We start from the raw sequence: 20,150 nt of genomic DNA, 5'->3' as shown, positions 1-20,150 counted from the left end.
CTAGGCGCCCTTTTTTACAGAAAAGAGAGGAAGTCAGTATGGCGTTATGGGGTGGAAGGTTCAGTCAAGAAAGCAGTGCGTTATTTACATTATTCAATGATTCATTACCGGTAGACTATCGCTTGATAGAGCAAGATATTGTTGGCTCTATCGCTTGGGCTGGTGCGATCACACAAGTGGGCATATTGACTCAAGTTGAGTGTGATGAACTTCAACAGGCACTGAAAGATCTGTTGAGCGAAGTTGAAGATAAACCGGAGCTTATTTTGACTTCCGGCGCCGAAGATATTCACAGTTTTGTCGAGCAGTCTTTGATTGCCAAAGTGGGCGATTTAGGTAAAAAGCTACATACTGGCCGTTCACGTAATGACCAAGTGGCCACAGATCTTAAGCTCTGGTGCAAAAAAGAGGGACAACAGCAACTTGAGTTATTAGGGAAGCTAAGAAAAGCATTACTCACCTTGGCTGAACGTGAACTTGATGCAGTGATGCCAGGTTACACTCATTTACAGCGCGCCCAGCCGATTGCCTTTGGTCATTGGTGCTTGGCTTATGTAGAAATGTTTGAACGTGATATCAGCCGTCTTGAAGATGCACTTAAGCGTGCAGATACTTGCCCATTAGGCACAGGAGCATTGGCGGGAACCGCTTATCCAATGGATAGATATAAGTTGGCTGCATCGCTAGGGTTCGCATCCCCGACATTGAACAGTTTAGACAGTGTGTCTGACAGAGATCATGTTGTTGAAATCTGTTCAGATGCTTCGATAAGCATGATGCATCTGAGTCGTATGGCTGAAGACTTGATCTTTTTTAATAGCGGTGAAGCTGGATTCATCGATCTTGACGATGAGGTGACATCAGGTTCATCTTTAATGCCACAGAAGAAGAATCCAGATGCTCTTGAGCTTATCCGTGGTAAAACTGGCCGAGTTTATGGTAGTTTGATTGGTATTTTAACCACGATGAAAGCCCTTCCTCTTGCCTACAATAAAGATATGCAGGAAGATAAAGAGGGCTTATTCGATGTGATGGACAGTTGGGCTATTTGTTTGGAGATGGCAGCATTAGTCCTGGCAGGTTTACAAGTTAATCGCGACAATACCTTACAGGCTGCTCAACAAGGTTATGCGAATTCAACGGAATTAGCAGACTATTTAGTGGCTAAAGGTATGCCTTTCAGAGAAGCACATCATGTGGTCGGTGAAGTCGTAGTGTATGCGCTAAAAGAGAAAGTTGCGTTAGAGGATTTCTCTCTTGAACGCTTGCAAACTTTTGCGGACATTATAGAACAAGATGTATACGATTGCTTAACCATCGAGTCGTGTCTAGCTAAACGTGAAGCATTAGGTGGTACTGCATTGCCGCAAGTTAGAGCTATGTTAGTTGTTAAACAAGCTAAAAAGTAATTAGATGAGTTAAGTTTTATGACTTAGTTTATAAATGACATTAATGTTAAAAAAACGCGTAGAGAATGATCGATTCTCTACGCGTTTTTTTATCGATGAATATACCTATAATCTATTGAAATAGCTCTTCAGTCGAATTATCGATAAAAATATCACCAGACTCTTCAGTTCCTATTACGAACTCTTTGGGTTCAGTGCCCGAGATAAAGTATTCAAATTTACTGGTGTGGTCTGTTTTTCGACTGAGTTTCCCTGTTGCTAAATCTATTCTTGCCGATGTGATCCCATCTGGCGGAGAGCTAGGTATTTCAGGTTGATCAGCAAGGGCATTTTTCATAAATTCATTCCACGCAGGCCCAGCGGTTTTTGCGCCAGCTTCTGCTGCTGATATTTGATTTTTAGGCCCATTGACATCCCAGTGAGTTCTGCCAAGTTCTTGGCTGTGATCATCAAAGCCTACCCATACAGTCGTGGTGAGATTAGGAGAAAAGCCGCTAAACCAGGTGTCACGAGATTCGTTTGTTGTTCCCGTTTTTCCTGCAATATCGTGTCTTTTAATGACTCTAGATGCGCGCCATCCTGTGCCGTTCCAGCCTGTACCTTTACTCCAATCACCTCCTCCCCAAATGACACTTTTAAGAGTGTCAGTAATAAGGAAGGCTGTTTGTGCTGAGATGATTTGAGGTGCAAAGTGACTGTTAGTATCTCCACAGACTGGTAGTACTTCTGGTGATGATAGTTCTGTTGCCATTGAGGCAAAAGGGTCCATTTCTGCCGGCGCTGCTACTATAGGAGGACAAGCGAGTGTTGGATTCGACTTCTCAATGGTTTCATCATAAGCGTTATCTATCCGATCGATAAAATAAGGGTCAACTTTATAACCCCCATTAGCAAATACGGAAAATGCGGTAACGACTTGAAGAGGGGTCACAGACGGTGAGCCTAAAGCGATGGATTCATTATGAGGAAGATCGGTGGGATCGAAACCAAACTTAATCAATGTCTCAATGGCAGTGTCTATTGTTGTGTAGCGAAGTGTTCGTACAGCCATCACATTAATTGATTGTGCTAGCCCGACTTTTAGTCGAGTTGGACCTGTATATTTATCTGGTGAGTTTTTAGGTCTCCATGCTGTACCTTGGCGTGTATCGGGTTTATTGATGGGGGCATTATTGATTAATGTGGCGAGTGTATAGCCTTTTTCTAGTGCTGCAGTGTAAATAAAAGGTTTAATGTTTGAACCAAGCTGACGTTTAGCCTGTGTCACTCTATTGTATTGGCTTTGATGGAAGCTAAAACCTCCGACTAAAGTGCGTATTGCACCATCGTGAGGGTCCAATGACACAATAGCACTGGATACTTTAGGTATTTGTGATAGCTGCCAAAAATCTCCATTATTACGGATCCAAACTTGTTCACCGAGGTGTAAGATTTGTGCCACTTTTTTGGGAGATTGACTTTGCCGCTTATTACTAATAAATTTTCTAGCCCAGCTTAACCCTTGCCAGTCAATGTTTAATTTCTCGCCTTTAGAGGTTATTACCTCTGCGCTTAGCTCATCGATACTCATTACTGCAGCAGGTATCATGCCTTGAACATCGCTGGTTTGCTTGAGTTTAGCGATGATGGAATCTGTGTCTAAGGGAGTGTCGGTCCAGAGTACTTTAGTTGCTCCACGGTAGCCGTGTCGCTCATCATAAGCAAACACATTATCCCTGAGTGCTTTTTGGGCGTAGATTTGAAGGTTAGAATCAATACTGGTGTAAACGTTATATCCACCAGTATAAGCTTCTTCTTCACCTAATTCCTCAACGATATAATCACGTGCCATTTCGGAAATATAGGGTGCGTATAGGCTGATTTCTGCACCATGATATTTGGCTGATATTGGCGTGTTACTGGCTTCAGCATATTGCGCTTTAGTGATGTTTTGCTTTTCAAGCATTCGACTTAACACCCAATTTCGGCGATTTATCGCTCTGGTTGGATTGCGTATAGGATTCGCGGCAGAGGGAGCTTGAGGAAGTCCTGCAATCATGGCCATTTCAGGGAGAGTGAGTTGGCTAAGATCTTTACCATAATATACTTGTGCTGCTGCGCCTACACCATAGGCACGATTCCCTAAAAAAGAACGATTCAGATAAAGTTCCAATATTTCTTCTTTTGAAAGTGCTTTTTCAATTTGAATGGCGAGGAATATTTCTTTGATTTTTCTTACATAGGTTTTCTCTCTAGAGAGAAAAAAGCCTCTTGCTACTTGTTGGGTGATGGTACTTGCACCTTGGCTTTTCTTACCTGTTGTTAAGAGAATAAATGCCGCTCTGGTGATACCGATTGGATCTATACCATGGTGTTCAAAAAATCTTGCGTCTTCGGTGTCGAGAACCGCATCAATGAGCAGTGGGGGAACATGTTCAAATTTAACTGGGATCCGTCTTTTCTCACCAAATTGAGAGATCAGCTCACCATCACGGCTGTAAATGCGCAATGGTGTTTGCAGCTTGACCGTCTTTAATGTGTTCACATCGGGTAAGTCAGGCAGCACATAAAAATAGGCAGCTGCAATGGCTACAACACCTAGAAGAGCCAGGCTGAACAGAGCAATTATCGTACGTTTAAACCACTTCACCAAGGTATTCCAAAATTTAAGCTGAGCATAAGAACAACAGTATATAAGGCGCCAAGCAATTGGTGAAGCAAAAATGGCAGCCAAAGAAATGTCGATTGTAAAATAAGGCAACATTTTATACAAATATCAGTAACTAGTTGAGTTTGTGCTAATCTAATTCTTGTAACAATAACAATAAGCGACAAGAAGACTATGCTTTCTAAATTATGGCAACGTCAGGCTCCGCAGATGGTTGGAATTGATATCGGTTCTCACGAGATTAAGGCAATACTGCTGAGTAAAACTGCTGATGGTTATAAAATCATAAGTCATGCAGCGGTGCCTTTAAAAAAAGGCGCCATTAATGATCATGAAATTAGAGATGCTGATGCTGTTGTAGAGTCATTAAAGCTTGTCAAACGTGCGCTTCCTAGTGGGGCTAAACTTGCCGCTGTTGCTGTATCAGGATCGTCTGTAATGACTAAGGTCATATATATGGATTCGTTGCTTAGTGAAGAGGATATGGAAGAGCAAATTGAAATAGAAGCTGACAATCTAATTCCTTATTCACTGGATGAAGTGAGCATCGATTTTGAAACATTAAATGTTAACAGTATTGATCCTACTAAGGTCGATGTGCTGCTTAGTGCATGTCGAACTGAGAATATTGATGCCCGTGTAGAGTTACTTCATGATGTTAATTTAGAGGCGAAGGTTGTTGATGTTGAAGGCTATGCTTTAGGACGTTCTTATGAAATTGTGTCTTCACAGTTACCGGAAGGTGTTGAAAATAAAATTGTCGCGTTAGTTGATATTGGGGCTAATGTGACGACTTTTGCCGTTGTTGAAAATGGTGAAACAAGTTTTGTTCGTGAGCAGACATTCGGTGGCGAACAATTTACTCAATCTATTCTTTCTTTTTATGGAATGTCATACGATCAAGCTGAAAAAGCAAAATTAGAAGGTGATTTACCTCGAAACTATATGTTTGAGGTGTTATCACCTTTTCAGACTCAGCTATTGCAGCAAATAAAGCGAACATTACAGATATATTGTACCTCAAGTGGTAAAGATAAAGTTGACCATATCCTTTTATCTGGTGGGACATCTAAACTGGAAGGAATGGCAAGCTTATTAACGCATGAATTAGATATACACACGATCATTGCCGATCCATTTCAAGGTTGTTTACATGCCGATGAAAATGTAAAAAAATTACTTAAACCCAATATAAGTAAATATATGGTTGCTTGTGGGTTGGCGCTAAGGAGTTACTCCCAATGGCGCACATAAACTTATTACCTTGGCGAGAAGAAGCAAGAGAGAAGCATAAAAGAGATTATATTGTTATTTTGGCTTTAGTTTTTCTCGTTTCCTCCTTTGTTGTTTATCTTTCAGTGAATGTGATAGAGATGATGACTGATAATCAGAAAGAGAGAAATGCATATCTTATCTCTGAAACTCATCAATTAGAAAAGCAAATTGAAGAAATTAAAGTCATAAAAACGCGAAAAAAAGACATCGAACGTCGAACAGAAATTATATTAAATTTACAGCAGGCTCGTAATTTACCGACACATGTTTTAGATGAATTGGTGCGAATAGTGCCTCCTGGAATTTATCTTTCCAGTATTGAGAAGAAAGGCAACTTATTGTGGATCCAAGGCCGAAGTGAATCCAATAACAATGTCGCCAATATGATGAGAAAAGTAAAAGTATCTAAATGGCTACAAGATCCTAATATGCAGTCTATTATTGCTAGGAATGAAGCGTTAAGGCAGTTACAGAGTTTTAGTTTAAAAGTGACCATTAAAAAGGTCGATAAAGTGCTAAATTCGGTCGCTCAAGGAGCGAGTCAATGAATCTTGATTTGAACCAATTTAGTGAGATTGATTTTGAGAATATTGGCGGTTGGCCTCCATTAATTAAGATTGTATTTGCGGCAATTTTATCTGTCTGTATTTTTGTGGCAAGTTATTTTCTATTAATTTCTGATGCAATGCTGCTTTTAGATAAAGAACAACAGGACGAGTTAAACCTGAGAAAAGATTTTGCATCTAAATATCAGCTGGCAGCCAATTTAATATTGTATCGTGAACAATTGGATACTATGGAGCGTCAGTTTGCAGAACTACTGAAGATGCTACCTTCTAAAAATGAGATGCCTGGTTTACTTGATGATCTGACCTTTGTCGCAACAGAATCAGGGTTAAAGATAGAGAGTTTGGAGTGGCGTGATGTTATTCAACGTGATTTTTATATCGAGTTTCCTATACGTATGACGGTCAGTGGTGAATACCATGATTTAGGCCAGTTGGTTAGTGGAGTGGCTAAATTACCGCGCATTGTTAGTTTGCATGATTTTACCATTACTGAAACAGACATCGGTGGTTTAAGCATGGAGATTATGGCACAAACGTATCGATTTAAAGAGGGCGTTGATTTACCAGATAAAAAGAATGGAGGCGGTTAATGAAAGCACTTACTTTCATTATGTGTGTGATCTCTTTGGTTGGGTGTGTTGGTGATAGTAGTGATTTAGAGTTATTTGTGATTAACACTAAGGCACAGCGTGTTGCTGATATTCCTCCTTTAAGACAGACGCCTAAGTTTGAACATTTTGCATATAGAGCTGATGCAATGCGCAGTCCGTTTGTTCCCCCATCTAGGGAATTGACTGAAGAGGTGATCGATACGACTAAAAATTGCTTACAACCAAATTTAAAAAGACGTAAGGGAAGGTTGGAAACTTATGCGTTAGATAATTTAAAAATGCGTGGAACCCTAAGTGAAATTGAAAACATATGGGCGCTAGTTGAGAGTAATGATGGCAGTGTATACCGCTTAGGCTTAGGTGATTATCTCGGTCTGTACAATGGAAGAATTGCCAAAGTTACACCACAAAAAATCGAAATAATTGAATTAATTTCAGATGGTTCTGGTTGCTGGACTGAAAGAGTCAGCAGCATGGAGTTGACCGGAGAATAACAAGCGAAGGATGAGGGAATCATGAGATCTTCTGCCTCGAAAAAAACAGTATTGAGTTTATCCTCACTATTCAGGTTGGTGCACTGTTTAGGTGTTTTCATTGTTTGTTCATCTAATGCAATGGCATCAAATCGCCTAATTGATGTGAAGTACCACACCATTGTTGATCAGCAATTAGCGCTTCAGTTGGTGTTTGATGGGGAGGCGTCAAAGCCAGAAATAAAGCTTAATACATCACCAGCTCAAATTATATTGTTCTTTAAAGAGAGTATGTCTGGATTAGAAAAGAATGTACTTCCTATTAAAACGGTGGGCGTTGAGTCTGTGAGCGTGAGTCAGAATGATGGTGTAATGAAATTTGTGGTGGCACTCGATAAAATCAAAGCCTATAAAAGCAAGCGTGTAGGAAACACTTACAGTATTACAATAAATGATGAAATTGGTGAGCACACTAATCAAGCTGAAAATCCCTTTGTTAATGGCATTCAAGATATTGATTTCAGACGAACAGCAAAGGGAGGAGGCGAGTTGTTAGTGAGATTAAGTAACACTACCGTTGCAGCGAATGTCGAACAAGTTGGCGCTAAGCTTGAACTTAAACTTTTTAATACTGATATTGCATCAGACCTGCTTTTTGTTATGGATGTGCAGGATTTCGCTACACCAGTGAGTAGTTTTGAAACATTTAAAGAAGAACTGACTTCACGTGTATTGATTGATATTGATGGCGAGTATGAATACAGCTATTTACAAGAGGGAAGCTTGTTTAAGCTCAGTATCAATAAAGCAGAGCGAGCAGTGGCCGTTAAAAAGGAGGATAAGTACGATGGAAAGTCCTTGTCTCTCAATTTTCAGAGCATCTCTGTCAGAACAGTGCTGCAGATCATCGCTGATTATAATAATTTTAATCTAGTGACCAGTGATACCGTGGAAGGAGACATCACGCTTAGGCTGGATGATGTTCCATGGGATCAGGCATTGGATTTGATTTTACAAACTAAAGGATTGGACAAAAGAATCGAAGGTAACATCTTGATGGTTGCACCTAGAGAAGAGCTTACTATTCGAGAAAGTCAGATATTAAAAGATAGGCAAGAAGTGAAGAAGCTTTCTCCACTGTATTCTGAATATATTCAAGTTAATTATGCAAAAGCATCTGATATTGTAGAACTTTTGCAAGGTGATGAAACGAGTTTGTTATCAGAGCGTGGTAGTGTCGCTGTCGATAAGAGAACGAATACGTTGCTAGTTAAAGATACCGAAGAGAGCATAGATAATGTTCACCGATTAATTAAAGTGTTGGATATCCCTATACGTCAGGTTCTGATTGAAGCGCGTATGGTAACAGTGAAAGATGATGTGTCAGAAGATCTTGGGATTAGATGGGGGGTTACCGATCAGCAGGGTTATAAAGGGACTTCAGGTAGTCTTGAGGGGGCAGCAGATATTGCCAATGGTTTAGTGCCAAGCATTGCCGATAGATTGAATGTGAGTTTCCCAGCCCCAAGTGCAGCTGCGAGTGTGGCGTTTCATGTCGCTAAGTTAGCTGATGGTACGATACTTGATATGGAGTTAAGTGCACTTGAAGAGGAAAATAAAGGTGAAATTATTGCCAGCCCAAGGATCACTACATCGAATCAAAAAGCAGCCTACATTGAACAAGGTGTTGAGATCCCATATGTAGAATCCAGTTCCAGTGGGGCATCGACAGTCAGTTTTAAAAAGGCCGTGTTATCCCTTCGCGTGACACCTCAAATTACACCAGATAATCGAGTTGTACTCGATTTAGAAATAACACAAGACTCTCAAGGTAAAGTAGTGCCTACGGCGTTAGGTGAAGCAGTGTCGATTGACACACAGCGCATAGGCACACAAGTTCTGGTTGATCATGGTGAGACGATAGTACTTGGCGGCATTTATCAGCAACAGTTGATCAGTCGTGTCAGTAAGGTTCCTGTATTAGGTGATATTCCATTTGTTGGTTTTTTGTTTAGGAGTACAAGTGACCAAAATGAAAGACAAGAGTTATTGATATTCGTCACGCCTAAAATTATTGCAGAAGAGATATGAATAGGCTTCACTTTGTGATGCGTTCAATCAATTATTTACTGCTTTTTATTTTTAAATCATACAATATTTACATTATGTGGAATACATCGCTTGCCTTTAATGGTGTTTAGCTGAGATAATCTTGGGTCAAGTCTCATTAGAGCAAGGTAAGATATAAGGTCGGTTTTATTTTTCAAATCGATGTAGGCAAACTTAATATAAGATTCAGACGTAAAGCAATGGCTGAGAAACGTAATATATTTCTAGTAGGTCCTATGGGGGCTGGCAAAAGCACTATAGGCCGTCATCTGGCACAGATGCTGCACTTAGAGTTCCACGATTCCGATCAAGAAATTGAAAGCCGTACAGGTGCGGACATAGCGTGGGTTTTTGATGTCGAAGGCGAAGAAGGTTTCCGCGTTCGTGAAACACAGGTAGTCGCTGATTTAACTGAAAAGCAAGGTATTGTCTTGGCGACTGGCGGCGGTTCAATTCAGAGTAAAGAGATACGTAACAATCTTTCTGCTCGTGGAATCGTCGTTTACCTAGAGACAACAATAGATAAGCAAGTTGCTCGTACACAGCGAGATAAACGGCGTCCATTGTTACAAGTAGATGATCCAAGAGAAGTTTTGGTTGATCTCGCTGCTATCCGTAATCCTCTCTACGAAGAGATTGCGGATGTCATCGTAAAAACTGATGAGCAGAGTGCCAAAGTGGTCGCAAATCAAATTGTTGAACGGTTAGGCTTCTAGGCGGAAAATGAAACAAATTCAGGTTAATCTCGATACACGTAGTTATCCAATTGTTATTGGTCAGAATTTGATGAGTTGTCGCGAGCATTTTGCTCGCTTCCTCCAAGATAAAAAAATCCTAATTGTGACAAATGAAACCGTTGCTCCTCTGTATTTAGAGAAGTTAGCGTTATTATTATCAACGTTCAATTGTGTTGAGCCTGTCATTTTACCTGATGGTGAGCAATACAAGACCTTGGTTCAGATGGATAGTATCTTTACCTCATTATTGCAGCAAAACCTAGGCAGAGACACTGTTCTTATTGCTTTAGGTGGTGGTGTAATTGGTGACATGACTGGCTTTGCGGCTGCAAGTTACCAAAGAGGTATTGATTTTATCCAAATACCGACGACATTATTGGCGCAAGTCGATTCGTCTGTTGGTGGTAAAACCGCGGTAAATCACCCATTAGGTAAAAATATGATAGGTGCATTCTATCAGCCTAAACTTGTGGTTGTTGATACCGATTGTCTGTCTACATTACCAGCGAAAGAATTTTCAGCAGGCATGGCTGAAGTGATTAAGTACGGTATTGTTTGGGATGGTGAGTTTTTTTGCTGGTTAGAAAATAATGTTGACCGCTTAAAATCATTAAATAATGAAGCCTTGGTATATGCTATTGGGCGTTGTTGTGAAATTAAAGCAGATGTTGTTGCTCAAGATGAAACAGAACAAGGGGTACGTGCTCTTTTGAATTTGGGTCATACTTTTGGGCATGCAATTGAAGCTGAAATGGGCTACGGTGTTTGGTTGCATGGCGAAGCTGTTGCTGCTGGCACGATACTTGCTGCATCTACCGCAAACAAGATGGGATTAATCGATGAGTCAATTGTTTGTCGGATCAGAGACTTGTTCGACGCATTTGATTTACCTGTTTCTCCTCCCGATTCGATGAATTTTGAACAATTCATTAAACATATGCGGCGAGATAAGAAGGTGCTTAAAGGTCAAGTCAGATTGGTTCTTCCTGAAGCGATTGGTCAGGCTGGTGTGTATTCTGAAGTGAGTGATGAGCTACTGGAAAATATTATTCGCTGCGCATAGTTTTTGTGTGGTGTATGAGTGACTTTTAACGACTTAACTTTATTACCAAGCCAAAATAATCTACTGCAAAGACTGCAACATGCCAGTTTTTATGGTGAACAACTGCTATTTCTCACCGGTCAGAATGGGTCAGGTAAAACAACATTAATTACTTTTCTAATCAATGAACTTGAGGCATTCAGTTCTGCGCTGGTTTTGTGCCCAAAGCATTGTAATAACAGTGAAATTCGTCGAAAGATATTAGTTCAATTATTAACAGAACCTGTTTTTGATGATGAAATTTCGTTAGCTGAAACGCTGTTAAAATTTGCTGACTCTCTTCCTCAGTCTTGTTTTATTGTACTTGATGATGTGCATCACCTTTCTATTGAGCTCATTGCTGAATGCATTGTGATGAGCCAGCTCTCTATTCCTGGAAAGTTGATCTCTGTTACACTCACGACAACAGCAGATTATTTTCATTATATTTTTGATCAATTAACGCATCTTCAAAAAGAAAAACTGCTTCCTATTCATGTTGATGCTCTGACTAATCAAGAAAAAGAAACCCTCTATTACACTTTACTGAGCAGAAGTGATCAAATACCTTTTACCCCCAAGGAAATTGTCAAAAATCAGTTAGAGCAACTGCCTGGAACGCCTCAAGAAGTTGTAAACTTAATAGAGTTATCTCTTCACGGTAAAGTGGAGAAACCTAATCAGCGTCTAAAATACAGATTGGTTTTTACCGTAATGTTAGCCCTTTTTATCCTATCAGCAGGTTATGCACTTTTACCTCATGAAGTGGTAAAGCACTACCAAGCTAAACCAGAACCTTTAGTCATGGCTGTAACGACTAAGAGTTCTTGGATTGCAGATTATGGTGACACACTTTTGGCTAATCTTTCTAAAGAAAAACCAGCTTTATCTGTTGTAGTCAAAAATAATGCAGATGAATTCATGCATGTCAAAACTGTGCCACTCAATGTCACCAAAACTAAAATTGTACAACTTGAGCATCATTTAAAGACGAGTAAACCAGCTATTACTGATGATTTATTGTCGAACAAAGCAGAAAAAATAGAGGTTGTTGAAATTTTAGATACCATAAAGCCTATAACATTGCAGCCGGCGGTAAAGGTTAAACCTGAAGTGATTCAATCAGCGCCCACAGGTTTTACTTTACAGCTTGCCAGTGTTAGGGAAAGGGAATCGTTAAATGTCATTTTGGAACGCTTAAAAGCTGAGCCGGATATTATCGTTACTCGTAATGGAAAATTGTGGATTGTCTTTCTCGGTGAGTACAGTGATGTCAATTTAGCTCGCACAAAATCCCAGCAAATAGTAGATAAATATCAATTTACACGCCCGTGGATCCGACAATGGAAAGATTTAGCGGCTTATCAGCGACAAGATGGCTTTTCTGCTCGTGATATTCCTTGATAAAGATAGTACAATCGACAACTCATTTTTTTCTTGGTGTTGAATCAATTTAGATGATCAAAAAACAGAGAGCCTTCCTTAAGTGGGCTGGTGGTAAATTTAAACTGATCGACACTCTCACCGAGCTCTTACCTGAAGGACAGCGTCTGGTTGAACCTTTTGTTGGGGCGGGATCCGTCTTTCTAAATACTGATTATCCAAGTTATTTATTGTGTGATATCAATAAAGATCTCATTAATCTTTATAACATTGTAAAGCAAGATCCTGAAAAGTATATCCTTGCGGCTAAAGCCCTATTTGTTCCTGAGATGAACCAAAAAGAGGCGTACTATAAAATTCGCACAGAATTTAATTTAATTACCGATCCTTTTGTTCGTTCTGTATATTTCCTTTACATGAATCGTCATGGTTTTAATGGTCTATGTAGATATAATCGTAAAGGAGGGTTTAATGTTCCTTTTGGCTCCTACAAGAAGCCTTATTTTCCGGAGAATGAGCTCCGTGCATTTTCCGAAAAATCGCAAAAAGCTGAATTCAGATGTATTGGATATGAAGAAGCATTTGATCTCACTAAAAAAGGTGATGTTGTTTATTGCGACCCTCCTTATGCTCCACTGTCAACAACGGCGAGTTTTACGACTTATGTAGGTACTGGTTTTAGTTTAGATGATCAAGCTTTGTTGGCTCGTAAATCGCGCCATACAGCGCTCGAAAGAAACTTTCCTGTGTTGATAAGCAATCATGATATTCCGCTGACAAGAGAGTTATATCATGGTGCTAAATTTGCCACTATCAAGGTTCAACGTAACATTAGCCAAAAGGGGAGTGGACGTAAGAAAGTTGATGAATTAATGGCACTTTATGATGACTGTTATCACAGTGAAAATGGTTAATAAAACGCATCTAAGAAAAGATATCGTCGCATTACACGCTTAAACAAGCACCAGCTTAGTGATAAGTAAAAGTGTGGTAACTAAGATAACCGCTAAAATGAGTCCCATTATGATAAATGGCAGTGGTGAATTGGTTTGAAAGTCACGCTGTCTATTTTTATCACTTTGTACACCGAAAAAAGCCGCGAGTGTACTTGAAAACAACCGCCATGTTTTACTTAGCATATTAGCTCATTATTTTACTGTCATTAATGGGAACATTATCGAGTGGACTCTCTTTGTGTCCATACAATAGTTCCAATAAATCGACGAAATGTAATTGATTCGATCGGCTGTTACCAGTAAACCAATTAGCCCAATTTAATTCTTTTGATTGCTGAACACAGCGGTTGTTAGGGTGGCTTGCAGGTAAAGATGTATTATAACTTGCTGCTGATTCAGTTGAACAAACTAATGATGTATCAGGCGTCGACAAGTGTCGAGCACTTACAGCGATACACGCGACAAAGATAGCCGAACTTACTAGAAAAACAGCAGGCTTACTGCCTACAGCTAGCTTGTTACTATTGCTCATGTTACTTTCTCTTAAATAATAATATACCCGATTAAGACCTCAACTATAGCAAAGTTAATTACATTTTAAACAGGGTTTTTAACTAAGTGTTAATATTTAACGGTTCTACTCATTTTTTTATCAGATTATGACTAAATGGTGGATAAGTCCTAGAGGCTTACGTGTGCAAAAGGTAGAATAGCGTACTTCTAGACATTGTTATGAGTATACTATGCGTCCATTTCTTATTGCTCCCTCTATTTTATCTGCAGATTTTGCTCGTTTAGGTGAAGATGTTGATGCCGTGCTAAAAGCGGGCGCCGATGTTGTTCATTTTGATGTAATGGATAATCATTATGTTCCCAATCTGACTATGGGACCTATGGTATGCCAAGCATTACGTGATTATGGTATTAAGGCCGATATTGATGTCCATCTTATGGTGAAGCCTGTAGACCGTATTATCCCTGATTTTGCTAAAGCGGGTGCTTCTATTATTACTTTTCACCCTGAAGCGAGTGAGCATGTTGATAGAAGTTTACAATTAATTAAAGAATCTGGCTGTAAAGCTGGCTTGGTTTTTAACCCTGCAACACCGCTACATTACTTAGATCATGTCATGGATAAATTAGATGTTATTTTGCTAATGTCAGTTAATCCAGGCTTTGGTGGTCAGTCTTTTATTCCTTCGACTTTAGATAAACTACGTCAAGTGCGCCAGTTGATTGACGATAGCGGTTATGATATTCGTCTCGAAGTCGATGGCGGAGTAAAGGTGAATAATATTGCTGAAATAGCTGCCGCAGGGGCGGATATGTTTGTTGCGGGTTCAGCTATCTTTAATCAACCTGATTACCAAGCTGTTATTGATGAAATGCGCACAGAACTTGCGAGTGTTAAGTGTTAAGTGTTAAATGATGCCGTCTTGGGATAAGTTAACAGCGGTAGCCTTTGATCTCGATGGCACGCTTATCGATAGCGTGCCCGATCTGGCGGTCGCTACTCAAGCAACGCTTAACTCACTGTCATTGCCAAGTTGCAGCGAAGCTCAAGTGAGATCTTGGGTTGGGAATGGAGCTAAGATGCTAATACAAAGGGCATTAACGTTTGCTTTAGATGCCCCAGTACCTATAAATATACTCGATAAGGCCATGCCAGTCTTTATGGGGTATTACCAAGATAATTTACATCAACATAGTCAACTTTATCCCGGGGTCTTAGATGTATTAACAAGGCTAGAACAGTGTGGATATTCGATGGCAGTGGTGACGAATAAGCCTTATAGGTTTACCATCCCCTTGTTGAAATCTTTCAACATAGATCATTATTTCATAGAGGTGTTGAGTGGTGATTCATTTGAGAAAATGAAGCCCGATCCTTTCCCTTTAATTTATCTGCTTGATAAATGGCAACTAGCTCCCGATGCTCTTTTAATGGTGGGCGACTCTAAAAATGATATTTTAGCAGCAAAAGCGGCAGGTATTCGCTCAATAGGCTTGACCTATGGGTATAACTACGGTGAAGATATCAAACTAAGCGGCCCAGATGCCGTGTGTGAGCAGTTTAAAAATATTTTAACATTCGTGAATAATAGTATATAAAGTGATGGAGTATAACAACGTATGACTAACCCAGTAAAACCCATAGTATTTAGCGGTGCACAACCGTCAGGCGAGCTAACCATAGGTAACTACATGGGCGCATTAAAACAATGGGTAGCCATGCAAGATAGCCATGACTGTCTTTACTGTGTTGTCGATCTCCATGCGATTACGGTTAGGCAAGATCCTCAGCTTCTCACAAAAGCTTGCTTAGATACATTAGCCTTATATTTGGCTTGTGGTGTCGATCCACAGAAAAGTACGGTATTTATTCAATCGCAAGTCCCTCAGCACGCTCAATTGGCTTGGGCATTAAATTGTTATGCCCAGATGGGTGAACTCAACCGCATGACTCAGTTTAAAGACAAGTCACAGAAGAACACGAATAATATCAATGTAGGTCTATTTGCTTATCCTGTATTGATGGCGGCAGATATTTTGCTGTATCAAGCTAATGAAGTACCAGTAGGGCAAGATCAGAAGCAACATCTTGAGTTAACGCGTGATATCGCGACCCGTTTTAATAATGCCTATGGTGATACATTCACGATACCAGAGCCTTTTATTCCAAAAAATGGGGCAAAGGTGATGTCACTGCAAGAGCCGTTGAAGAAAATGTCAAAATCGGATGATAATCGTAACAATGTTATCGGATTGCTCGAAGATCCTAACAAGATTTTAAAGAAAATTAAAAAAGCGGTTACCGATTGCGATGAGCCGCCAGTGGTCCGTTTTGATGTTGAGAACAAGCCTGGAGTGTCTAATTTATTGAGCTTAATATCGGGCGTAACAGGTAAGAGTATGGCTGGTCTTGAAGCCGAATTTGAAGGTAAGATGTATGGTCATCTTAAGACGGCGACAGGTGAAGCTGTAGTCGAGATGATTGAGCCACTACAAGCGAGATATCTTGAGTTCAGACAAGATCAAACTTTCCTTAATCAGGTGATGAGAGAAGGGGCTGAAAAAGCTCAAGCACGTGCAGAAGTGACGGTGAAGAAGGTATATGAAAAAATTGGTTTATTAGTTTAAGCTAAACAGTTTGTTCACAAAAAATCCGACTTTGGTCGGTTTTTTTGTGTCTTAAGTATCAATATCTATGAACTTGGAGATTCGAACACCTTAATCACTTTTCTGACTCCAGCGGTGTTACGAGCGACATCGACGGCGAGATCGGCCTGTTCTCGAATGACTACCCCCAGAAGAAATACTTCTCCATTTTCAGTGATGACCTTAATACGGGTGATATCTAAGTTATCAGTGTTAAGCATGCGACTTTTTACCTTGGTAGTGATCCAAGAGTCGTTGCTACGTGTTGTGAATGATGTCGGGTTACCGATGCGGATTTGATTATGTATTTTGCCACCAAGTTTAAGCGCTTGTACTGCTCTAATCGCCTTGTCCCTCAACATCGAATTAGGTGATTGACCTATCATCAGCACATTACCATTCATGACAATACCAGTAATGTTCGCTTGATTTTTTATATCTGCTAATGATCCCAGCTCACTGGCTATTTGAAAGTCTGAATTGGTATCATCGAGTTGAGTTGAAAAACTGCGCTCGTCGTTAACCATCATAGCGCCGCCGACTGCGCCAACCATAACCGCACCAGCACAACCTTGTAGCATCCATATGACAGCGATTAGCGAGAGGGTTTTGGATATCATAAATGTCCTAATTAATGTAGCGTTATTATTATGTCAAACAGGGTTAGGCTGAGTAAGCTGCACTAGCCTAACACGAGATCTGACTTAATGCGGTCAATCACTGCTCATCTTGGGGGAATAATGTACGATCTATGTTGTCGCAAAGGCAATGGATAGCAAGCAGGTGCACTTCTTGAATACGCGCGGTGACATTGGAAGGCACTCGCACTTCAACATCATTCACGCTTAAGAGTCCAGCCATTGGACCACCATCTTTACCCGTTAATGCCACTATGGTCATATCACGACTTAATGCAGCTTCGATGGCTTTAATGATATTTCCTGAGTGACCACTAGTAGAAATGGCTAGTAAAATATCACCAGGTTGACCTAATGCCAAGATTTGCTTAGAAAATATTTCATCATAGCTATAATCGTTCGCAATAGCAGTAATCGTTGAAGTATCAGTGGTGAGTGCTATTGCAGGTAGAGGAGGACGCTCGACTTCATAACGATTTAATAACTCGGCTGAGAAATGTTGCGCATCGCCAGCACTGCCACCATTGCCACAAGCTAGAATTTTATTGCCACCTAATAGGCAATGCACCATCATCTCTGCCGCTTTTGCAAGCGACTCCGGTAACGCTTCAGAAGCATCAATTTTCGTTTGGATTGATTCAGTAAAGCTGTCTTTAATGCGTTCTAGCATGGTAAATCCTTAATGTTAAATTGAGTACTATCATGCCATAAGTTTCTAAATGTAGATGGCAAAATTGATTAATATGGGTTAAAAAATGTTTGTTAGCCATTGTACTTCATCTGCATCAATGGCAATAAGATCAAAGCGACAAATAGCATCAATTTTATTGAGCTGTATATAGTGCTCAGCAGCGCGTCTAAGCCGTTTTGTCTGGGCTGTTGTTAGCGCATTTATTGCGCCGCCATAGTGTTTTTTTGAGCGATATTTTACCTCAATAAATACCCACTTTTTACCCTCCTTCATCACCAGATCTATTTCGCCAAATTTATACCTCACATTGGCTTCTATAAAACTAAGACCTTGTGCGAGTAAAAAGTTCATTGCTAGGCTTTCACCTGCTCGACCATGTGCTTGTGCTGTGTGTTTTTTAGTGTCCATGTTAACGCATTATTGAGGACGTAAACTACCTCTTTGGTAGCGTCCCCAGCTTAGCTGACGGTTAATTATACCGTCAGGAGATACCGATAACATACCACTTCTTCCTGAGAACTGATAACCAGGTAATGCGCGCATCTGTGCCAACTTCCCAATCAATTCTAGTGCGTCATATCCCATGATATAAAGACGTTTTTGACTGTAACTCCAAGTTGGCCACAGCGATGTCACTAAGTCTGCTTCAGGACTGTTCGTTAATAACCAAGGAATATCGCTAATATTCAAGTTGTTTAGTTCAAGTGCTGTTGTTCTTGAACTGTCCTTTACGCGACTTCGACTGCTGGCATAAAGAGGAACTGGATCAGCAAAAACGCTAAAATTAACGTCGATAAAAGGTTTTAATAATGGGAGTTCTCGATTGTCGGAGATCATATAAATGGCATCTATGTCGCGTCTGGATCTAAAGTCAGCTTCAATTTTGTTGCCAAGGAGGGCTTTAATGCGAGCGATGCGCTCTTTACTATCAGTAACACCAAGTGACTTCTGTACGGTTGTTTTCATTTGGTCACCTTCATCATAGAAGTGAACCTCTGCTGTCTTTTTGGTTAATGCGGTCCATTGTTCATTAAAGCTTTCGGCCATTCTATGACCAATAGCATTATTGCTGGCTAAAATAAGCGGTGTTGTAATACCATCAGCAAATAACTTTTCTGCGGTATCATTGGCTTCATTAGCAGGAGAAAGCGCAAAATAGAAAATATCGTCATTAGGTGTAAATGTGTCGATATTATTGAGATAAAGCTGAGGGATCTGATGCGTGATAGCTGTGGGTTCAACCATTGCCGATGTTTGAGTATCGGATTGTAGGTTAGCACTTGCATCAGTTTGTGCTTTGTTTACCTTGATTGAGGTTGGTTGCTGTAGTTGTTCGACTTCTGATTGAAATAGTGGCCCAATAATAAATTCTGCACCAGATGATACCGCTTTTTGGTATGCAATGTGTGCTCCCTCTGCTGTGTCAAAAAAGTTGATGGTAACCTTATTGCTAGGATTAGCCACATAACGTGACATGATCCCTTGTCTAACACTGCTGGCTATTGATGCTTTGTTACCGCTTAATGGAAGTAGTACAGCAATATTTTGAGGACGGTAAGGTTTAGCATTTAACGCTTTTTCAAGATCTGTTGGTAGCTTTATGGCTCCTGGATGATCCGGATGAGTATACTGCCACTTTCCTAAGTGTTGGACGAGTTCATTAGGATTAATCGCATAGTGTTTAGCAATGTAAGCTAGTTGTAACCAACCAGCAAAAATAGGGGTCGCCGAGTCATGGCTAAAGTCGAGCAATGTTTGCTCATGCATGGGTTGTAACACGTGCCAGATTTTATCGTTCACTTCATTTGCTTGTGCTCTTGGCAAATAAACACTTAATAAGCTCAGCTGTCTGGCTTGCTCAATAGGTTGTTTGATCTCTTGGTATAAGTGGGCTTTAAATTGGTAATAAGCCACCATTTGCCAATCGGCTAATTGCCATTGAGACGGATAGTTGAGTTCTCTAAGGGCATCATCGTAAGTGGAGGTTAGCTCTAGTACTCGAGCTGTGAGATATTTATACTCTGCTAGCAGTTCAGTATTTTGGCCTAACAGAGTCTTAGCTGAATTAAGTGCTTTCGTTGCTGCACTGGTATTCGCGTTATTAATAAAGGCGTGTGCGGCAAGCAGTAGGTAGCGTGCTTGCTGCTCAGGATTGCTTGTATTTGCTGCATTGTTTAGGTATTCAATGGGTTGAAGAGGGGCACTCACCAATGATAGTTGGCTTTGAGTGGGTTTTACAGGTGCAGGAGTTGTCCCACAACCGAATAATATTGTGGCTAAAATCCCAATAGAAATTAATTTAGTTGTATTCAGTCTTTTCAACACAGGCCTTCACTCTGGTAAGATGCTGTCACTAGTTTAACCTTCTCTCACGCTGGACGAAAGTCTTGTGGTAGTCAAACCGAGGTAGAT

General features: G+C 40.3%; 20 protein-coding genes. 13 read left to right on the top strand and 7 right to left on the bottom strand.

Annotated elements, in window-relative coordinates; genetic code table 11:
- The first annotated feature begins 38 nt into the window (after nt 1-38).
- Complete coding sequence (gene argH / locus HQQ94_RS21150) at nt 39-1,409, top strand: argininosuccinate lyase (RefSeq protein ID WP_173296275.1); 1,371 nt, start codon at nt 39-41, stop codon at nt 1,407-1,409.
- A gap of 112 nt (nt 1,410-1,521) precedes the next feature.
- Here argH and HQQ94_RS21145 read toward each other — a convergent pair whose 3' ends face one another.
- Nucleotides 1,522-4,038: a penicillin-binding protein 1A gene (locus HQQ94_RS21145; protein ID WP_173296274.1), complete on the bottom strand. Its 2,517-nt coding sequence runs from the start codon at nt 4,036-4,038 to the stop codon at nt 1,522-1,524.
- Between the two features lie 192 nt (nt 4,039-4,230).
- Here HQQ94_RS21145 and HQQ94_RS21140 point away from each other — a divergent pair, with 192 nt between their 5' ends.
- From HQQ94_RS21140 to HQQ94_RS21100, 9 genes are all read left to right on the top strand, one after another.
- A complete protein-coding gene (locus HQQ94_RS21140; protein WP_173296273.1) occupies nt 4,231-5,310 on the top strand; it encodes a pilus assembly protein PilM in 1,080 nt (359 codons plus the stop codon).
- Entirely contained in the window at nt 5,298-5,879 is a 582-nt protein-coding gene (locus HQQ94_RS21135; protein WP_173296272.1) for a PilN domain-containing protein, read from the top strand. The genes HQQ94_RS21140 and HQQ94_RS21135 overlap by 13 nt, the downstream gene beginning before the upstream one ends.
- Nucleotides 5,876-6,490, top strand: coding sequence for a type 4a pilus biogenesis protein PilO (locus HQQ94_RS21130; protein ID WP_173296271.1), 615 nt, complete (start codon nt 5,876-5,878; stop codon nt 6,488-6,490). Before HQQ94_RS21135 ends, HQQ94_RS21130 begins: the two co-directional genes overlap by 4 nt.
- Nucleotides 6,490-7,005 carry a pilus assembly protein PilP gene (locus HQQ94_RS21125; RefSeq protein WP_173296270.1) on the top strand — a complete coding sequence of 172 codons (516 nt, stop codon included), beginning with the start codon at nt 6,490-6,492 and terminating at the stop codon, nt 7,003-7,005. Before HQQ94_RS21130 ends, HQQ94_RS21125 begins: the two co-directional genes overlap by 1 nt.
- Before the next feature lie 21 nt (nt 7,006-7,026).
- A complete protein-coding gene (locus HQQ94_RS21120) occupies nt 7,027-9,075 on the top strand; it encodes a type IV pilus secretin PilQ (RefSeq protein WP_173296269.1) in 2,049 nt (682 codons plus the stop codon).
- A 218-nt stretch (nt 9,076-9,293) separates the two neighbouring features.
- On the top strand, nt 9,294-9,809 hold the full coding sequence (aroK, locus tag HQQ94_RS21115) for a shikimate kinase AroK (RefSeq protein ID WP_173296268.1): 516 nt from the start codon (nt 9,294-9,296) through the stop codon (nt 9,807-9,809).
- A gap of 7 nt (nt 9,810-9,816) precedes the next feature.
- On the top strand, nt 9,817-10,893 hold the full coding sequence (gene aroB, locus HQQ94_RS21110) for a 3-dehydroquinate synthase (RefSeq protein WP_173296267.1): 1,077 nt from the start codon (nt 9,817-9,819) through the stop codon (nt 10,891-10,893).
- A gap of 18 nt (nt 10,894-10,911) precedes the next feature.
- On the top strand, nt 10,912-12,315 hold the full coding sequence (locus tag HQQ94_RS21105) for an AAA family ATPase (protein ID WP_173296266.1): 1,404 nt from the start codon (nt 10,912-10,914) through the stop codon (nt 12,313-12,315).
- A gap of 53 nt (nt 12,316-12,368) precedes the next feature.
- Nucleotides 12,369-13,208, top strand: coding sequence for a Dam family site-specific DNA-(adenine-N6)-methyltransferase (locus tag HQQ94_RS21100; protein ID WP_173296265.1), 840 nt, complete (start codon nt 12,369-12,371; stop codon nt 13,206-13,208).
- A 39-nt stretch (nt 13,209-13,247) separates the two neighbouring features.
- On the opposite strand, the gene HQQ94_RS21095 is transcribed toward HQQ94_RS21100, so the two are convergent.
- A complete protein-coding gene (locus tag HQQ94_RS21095) occupies nt 13,248-13,433 on the bottom strand; it encodes a DUF2970 domain-containing protein (protein WP_173296264.1) in 186 nt (61 codons plus the stop codon).
- A 1-nt stretch (nt 13,434) separates the two neighbouring features.
- On the bottom strand, nt 13,435-13,782 hold the full coding sequence (locus tag HQQ94_RS21090) for a hypothetical protein (protein WP_173296263.1): 348 nt from the start codon (nt 13,780-13,782) through the stop codon (nt 13,435-13,437).
- Nucleotides 13,783-13,993: 211 nt separating this feature from the next.
- Between HQQ94_RS21090 and rpe the strand changes: the two genes are divergently transcribed.
- The 3 genes from rpe to trpS are packed head-to-tail and all read left to right on the top strand — an operon-like array spanning nt 13,994 to nt 16,391.
- On the top strand, nt 13,994-14,668 hold the full coding sequence (rpe, locus tag HQQ94_RS21085; RefSeq protein ID WP_173296262.1) for a ribulose-phosphate 3-epimerase: 675 nt from the start codon (nt 13,994-13,996) through the stop codon (nt 14,666-14,668).
- Nucleotides 14,669-14,678: 10 nt separating this feature from the next.
- The gene (locus tag HQQ94_RS21080; RefSeq protein ID WP_173296754.1) at nt 14,679-15,362 is read left to right on the top strand and encodes a phosphoglycolate phosphatase; all 684 of its coding nucleotides are present in this window, start codon (nt 14,679-14,681) and stop codon (nt 15,360-15,362) included.
- A gap of 21 nt (nt 15,363-15,383) precedes the next feature.
- Nucleotides 15,384-16,391 carry a tryptophan--tRNA ligase gene (gene trpS / locus HQQ94_RS21075; RefSeq protein WP_173296261.1) on the top strand — a complete coding sequence of 336 codons (1,008 nt, stop codon included), beginning with the start codon at nt 15,384-15,386 and terminating at the stop codon, nt 16,389-16,391.
- Nucleotides 16,392-16,456: 65 nt separating this feature from the next.
- Here trpS and HQQ94_RS21070 read toward each other — a convergent pair whose 3' ends face one another.
- From HQQ94_RS21070 to HQQ94_RS21055, 4 genes are all read right to left on the bottom strand, one after another.
- Nucleotides 16,457-17,029 carry a BON domain-containing protein gene (locus tag HQQ94_RS21070; RefSeq protein WP_173296260.1) on the bottom strand — a complete coding sequence of 191 codons (573 nt, stop codon included), beginning with the start codon at nt 17,027-17,029 and terminating at the stop codon, nt 16,457-16,459.
- A 97-nt stretch (nt 17,030-17,126) separates the two neighbouring features.
- Entirely contained in the window at nt 17,127-17,717 is a 591-nt protein-coding gene (locus HQQ94_RS21065; RefSeq protein WP_173296259.1) for a phosphoheptose isomerase, read from the bottom strand.
- 78 nt (nt 17,718-17,795) lie between these two features.
- On the bottom strand, nt 17,796-18,146 hold the full coding sequence (locus tag HQQ94_RS21060; protein WP_173296258.1) for a YraN family protein: 351 nt from the start codon (nt 18,144-18,146) through the stop codon (nt 17,796-17,798).
- A gap of 9 nt (nt 18,147-18,155) precedes the next feature.
- Nucleotides 18,156-20,063, bottom strand: coding sequence for a penicillin-binding protein activator (locus tag HQQ94_RS21055; RefSeq protein WP_173296257.1), 1,908 nt, complete (start codon nt 20,061-20,063; stop codon nt 18,156-18,158).
- Nucleotides 20,064-20,150: the final 87 nt, after the last annotated feature.

The organism is Shewanella sp. VB17 (genome assembly GCF_013248905.1).
In the GTDB taxonomy this organism is placed as follows: Bacteria; Pseudomonadota; Gammaproteobacteria; order Enterobacterales; family Shewanellaceae; genus Shewanella.
This window is presented reverse-complemented; position numbering and strand designations above follow the sequence as displayed.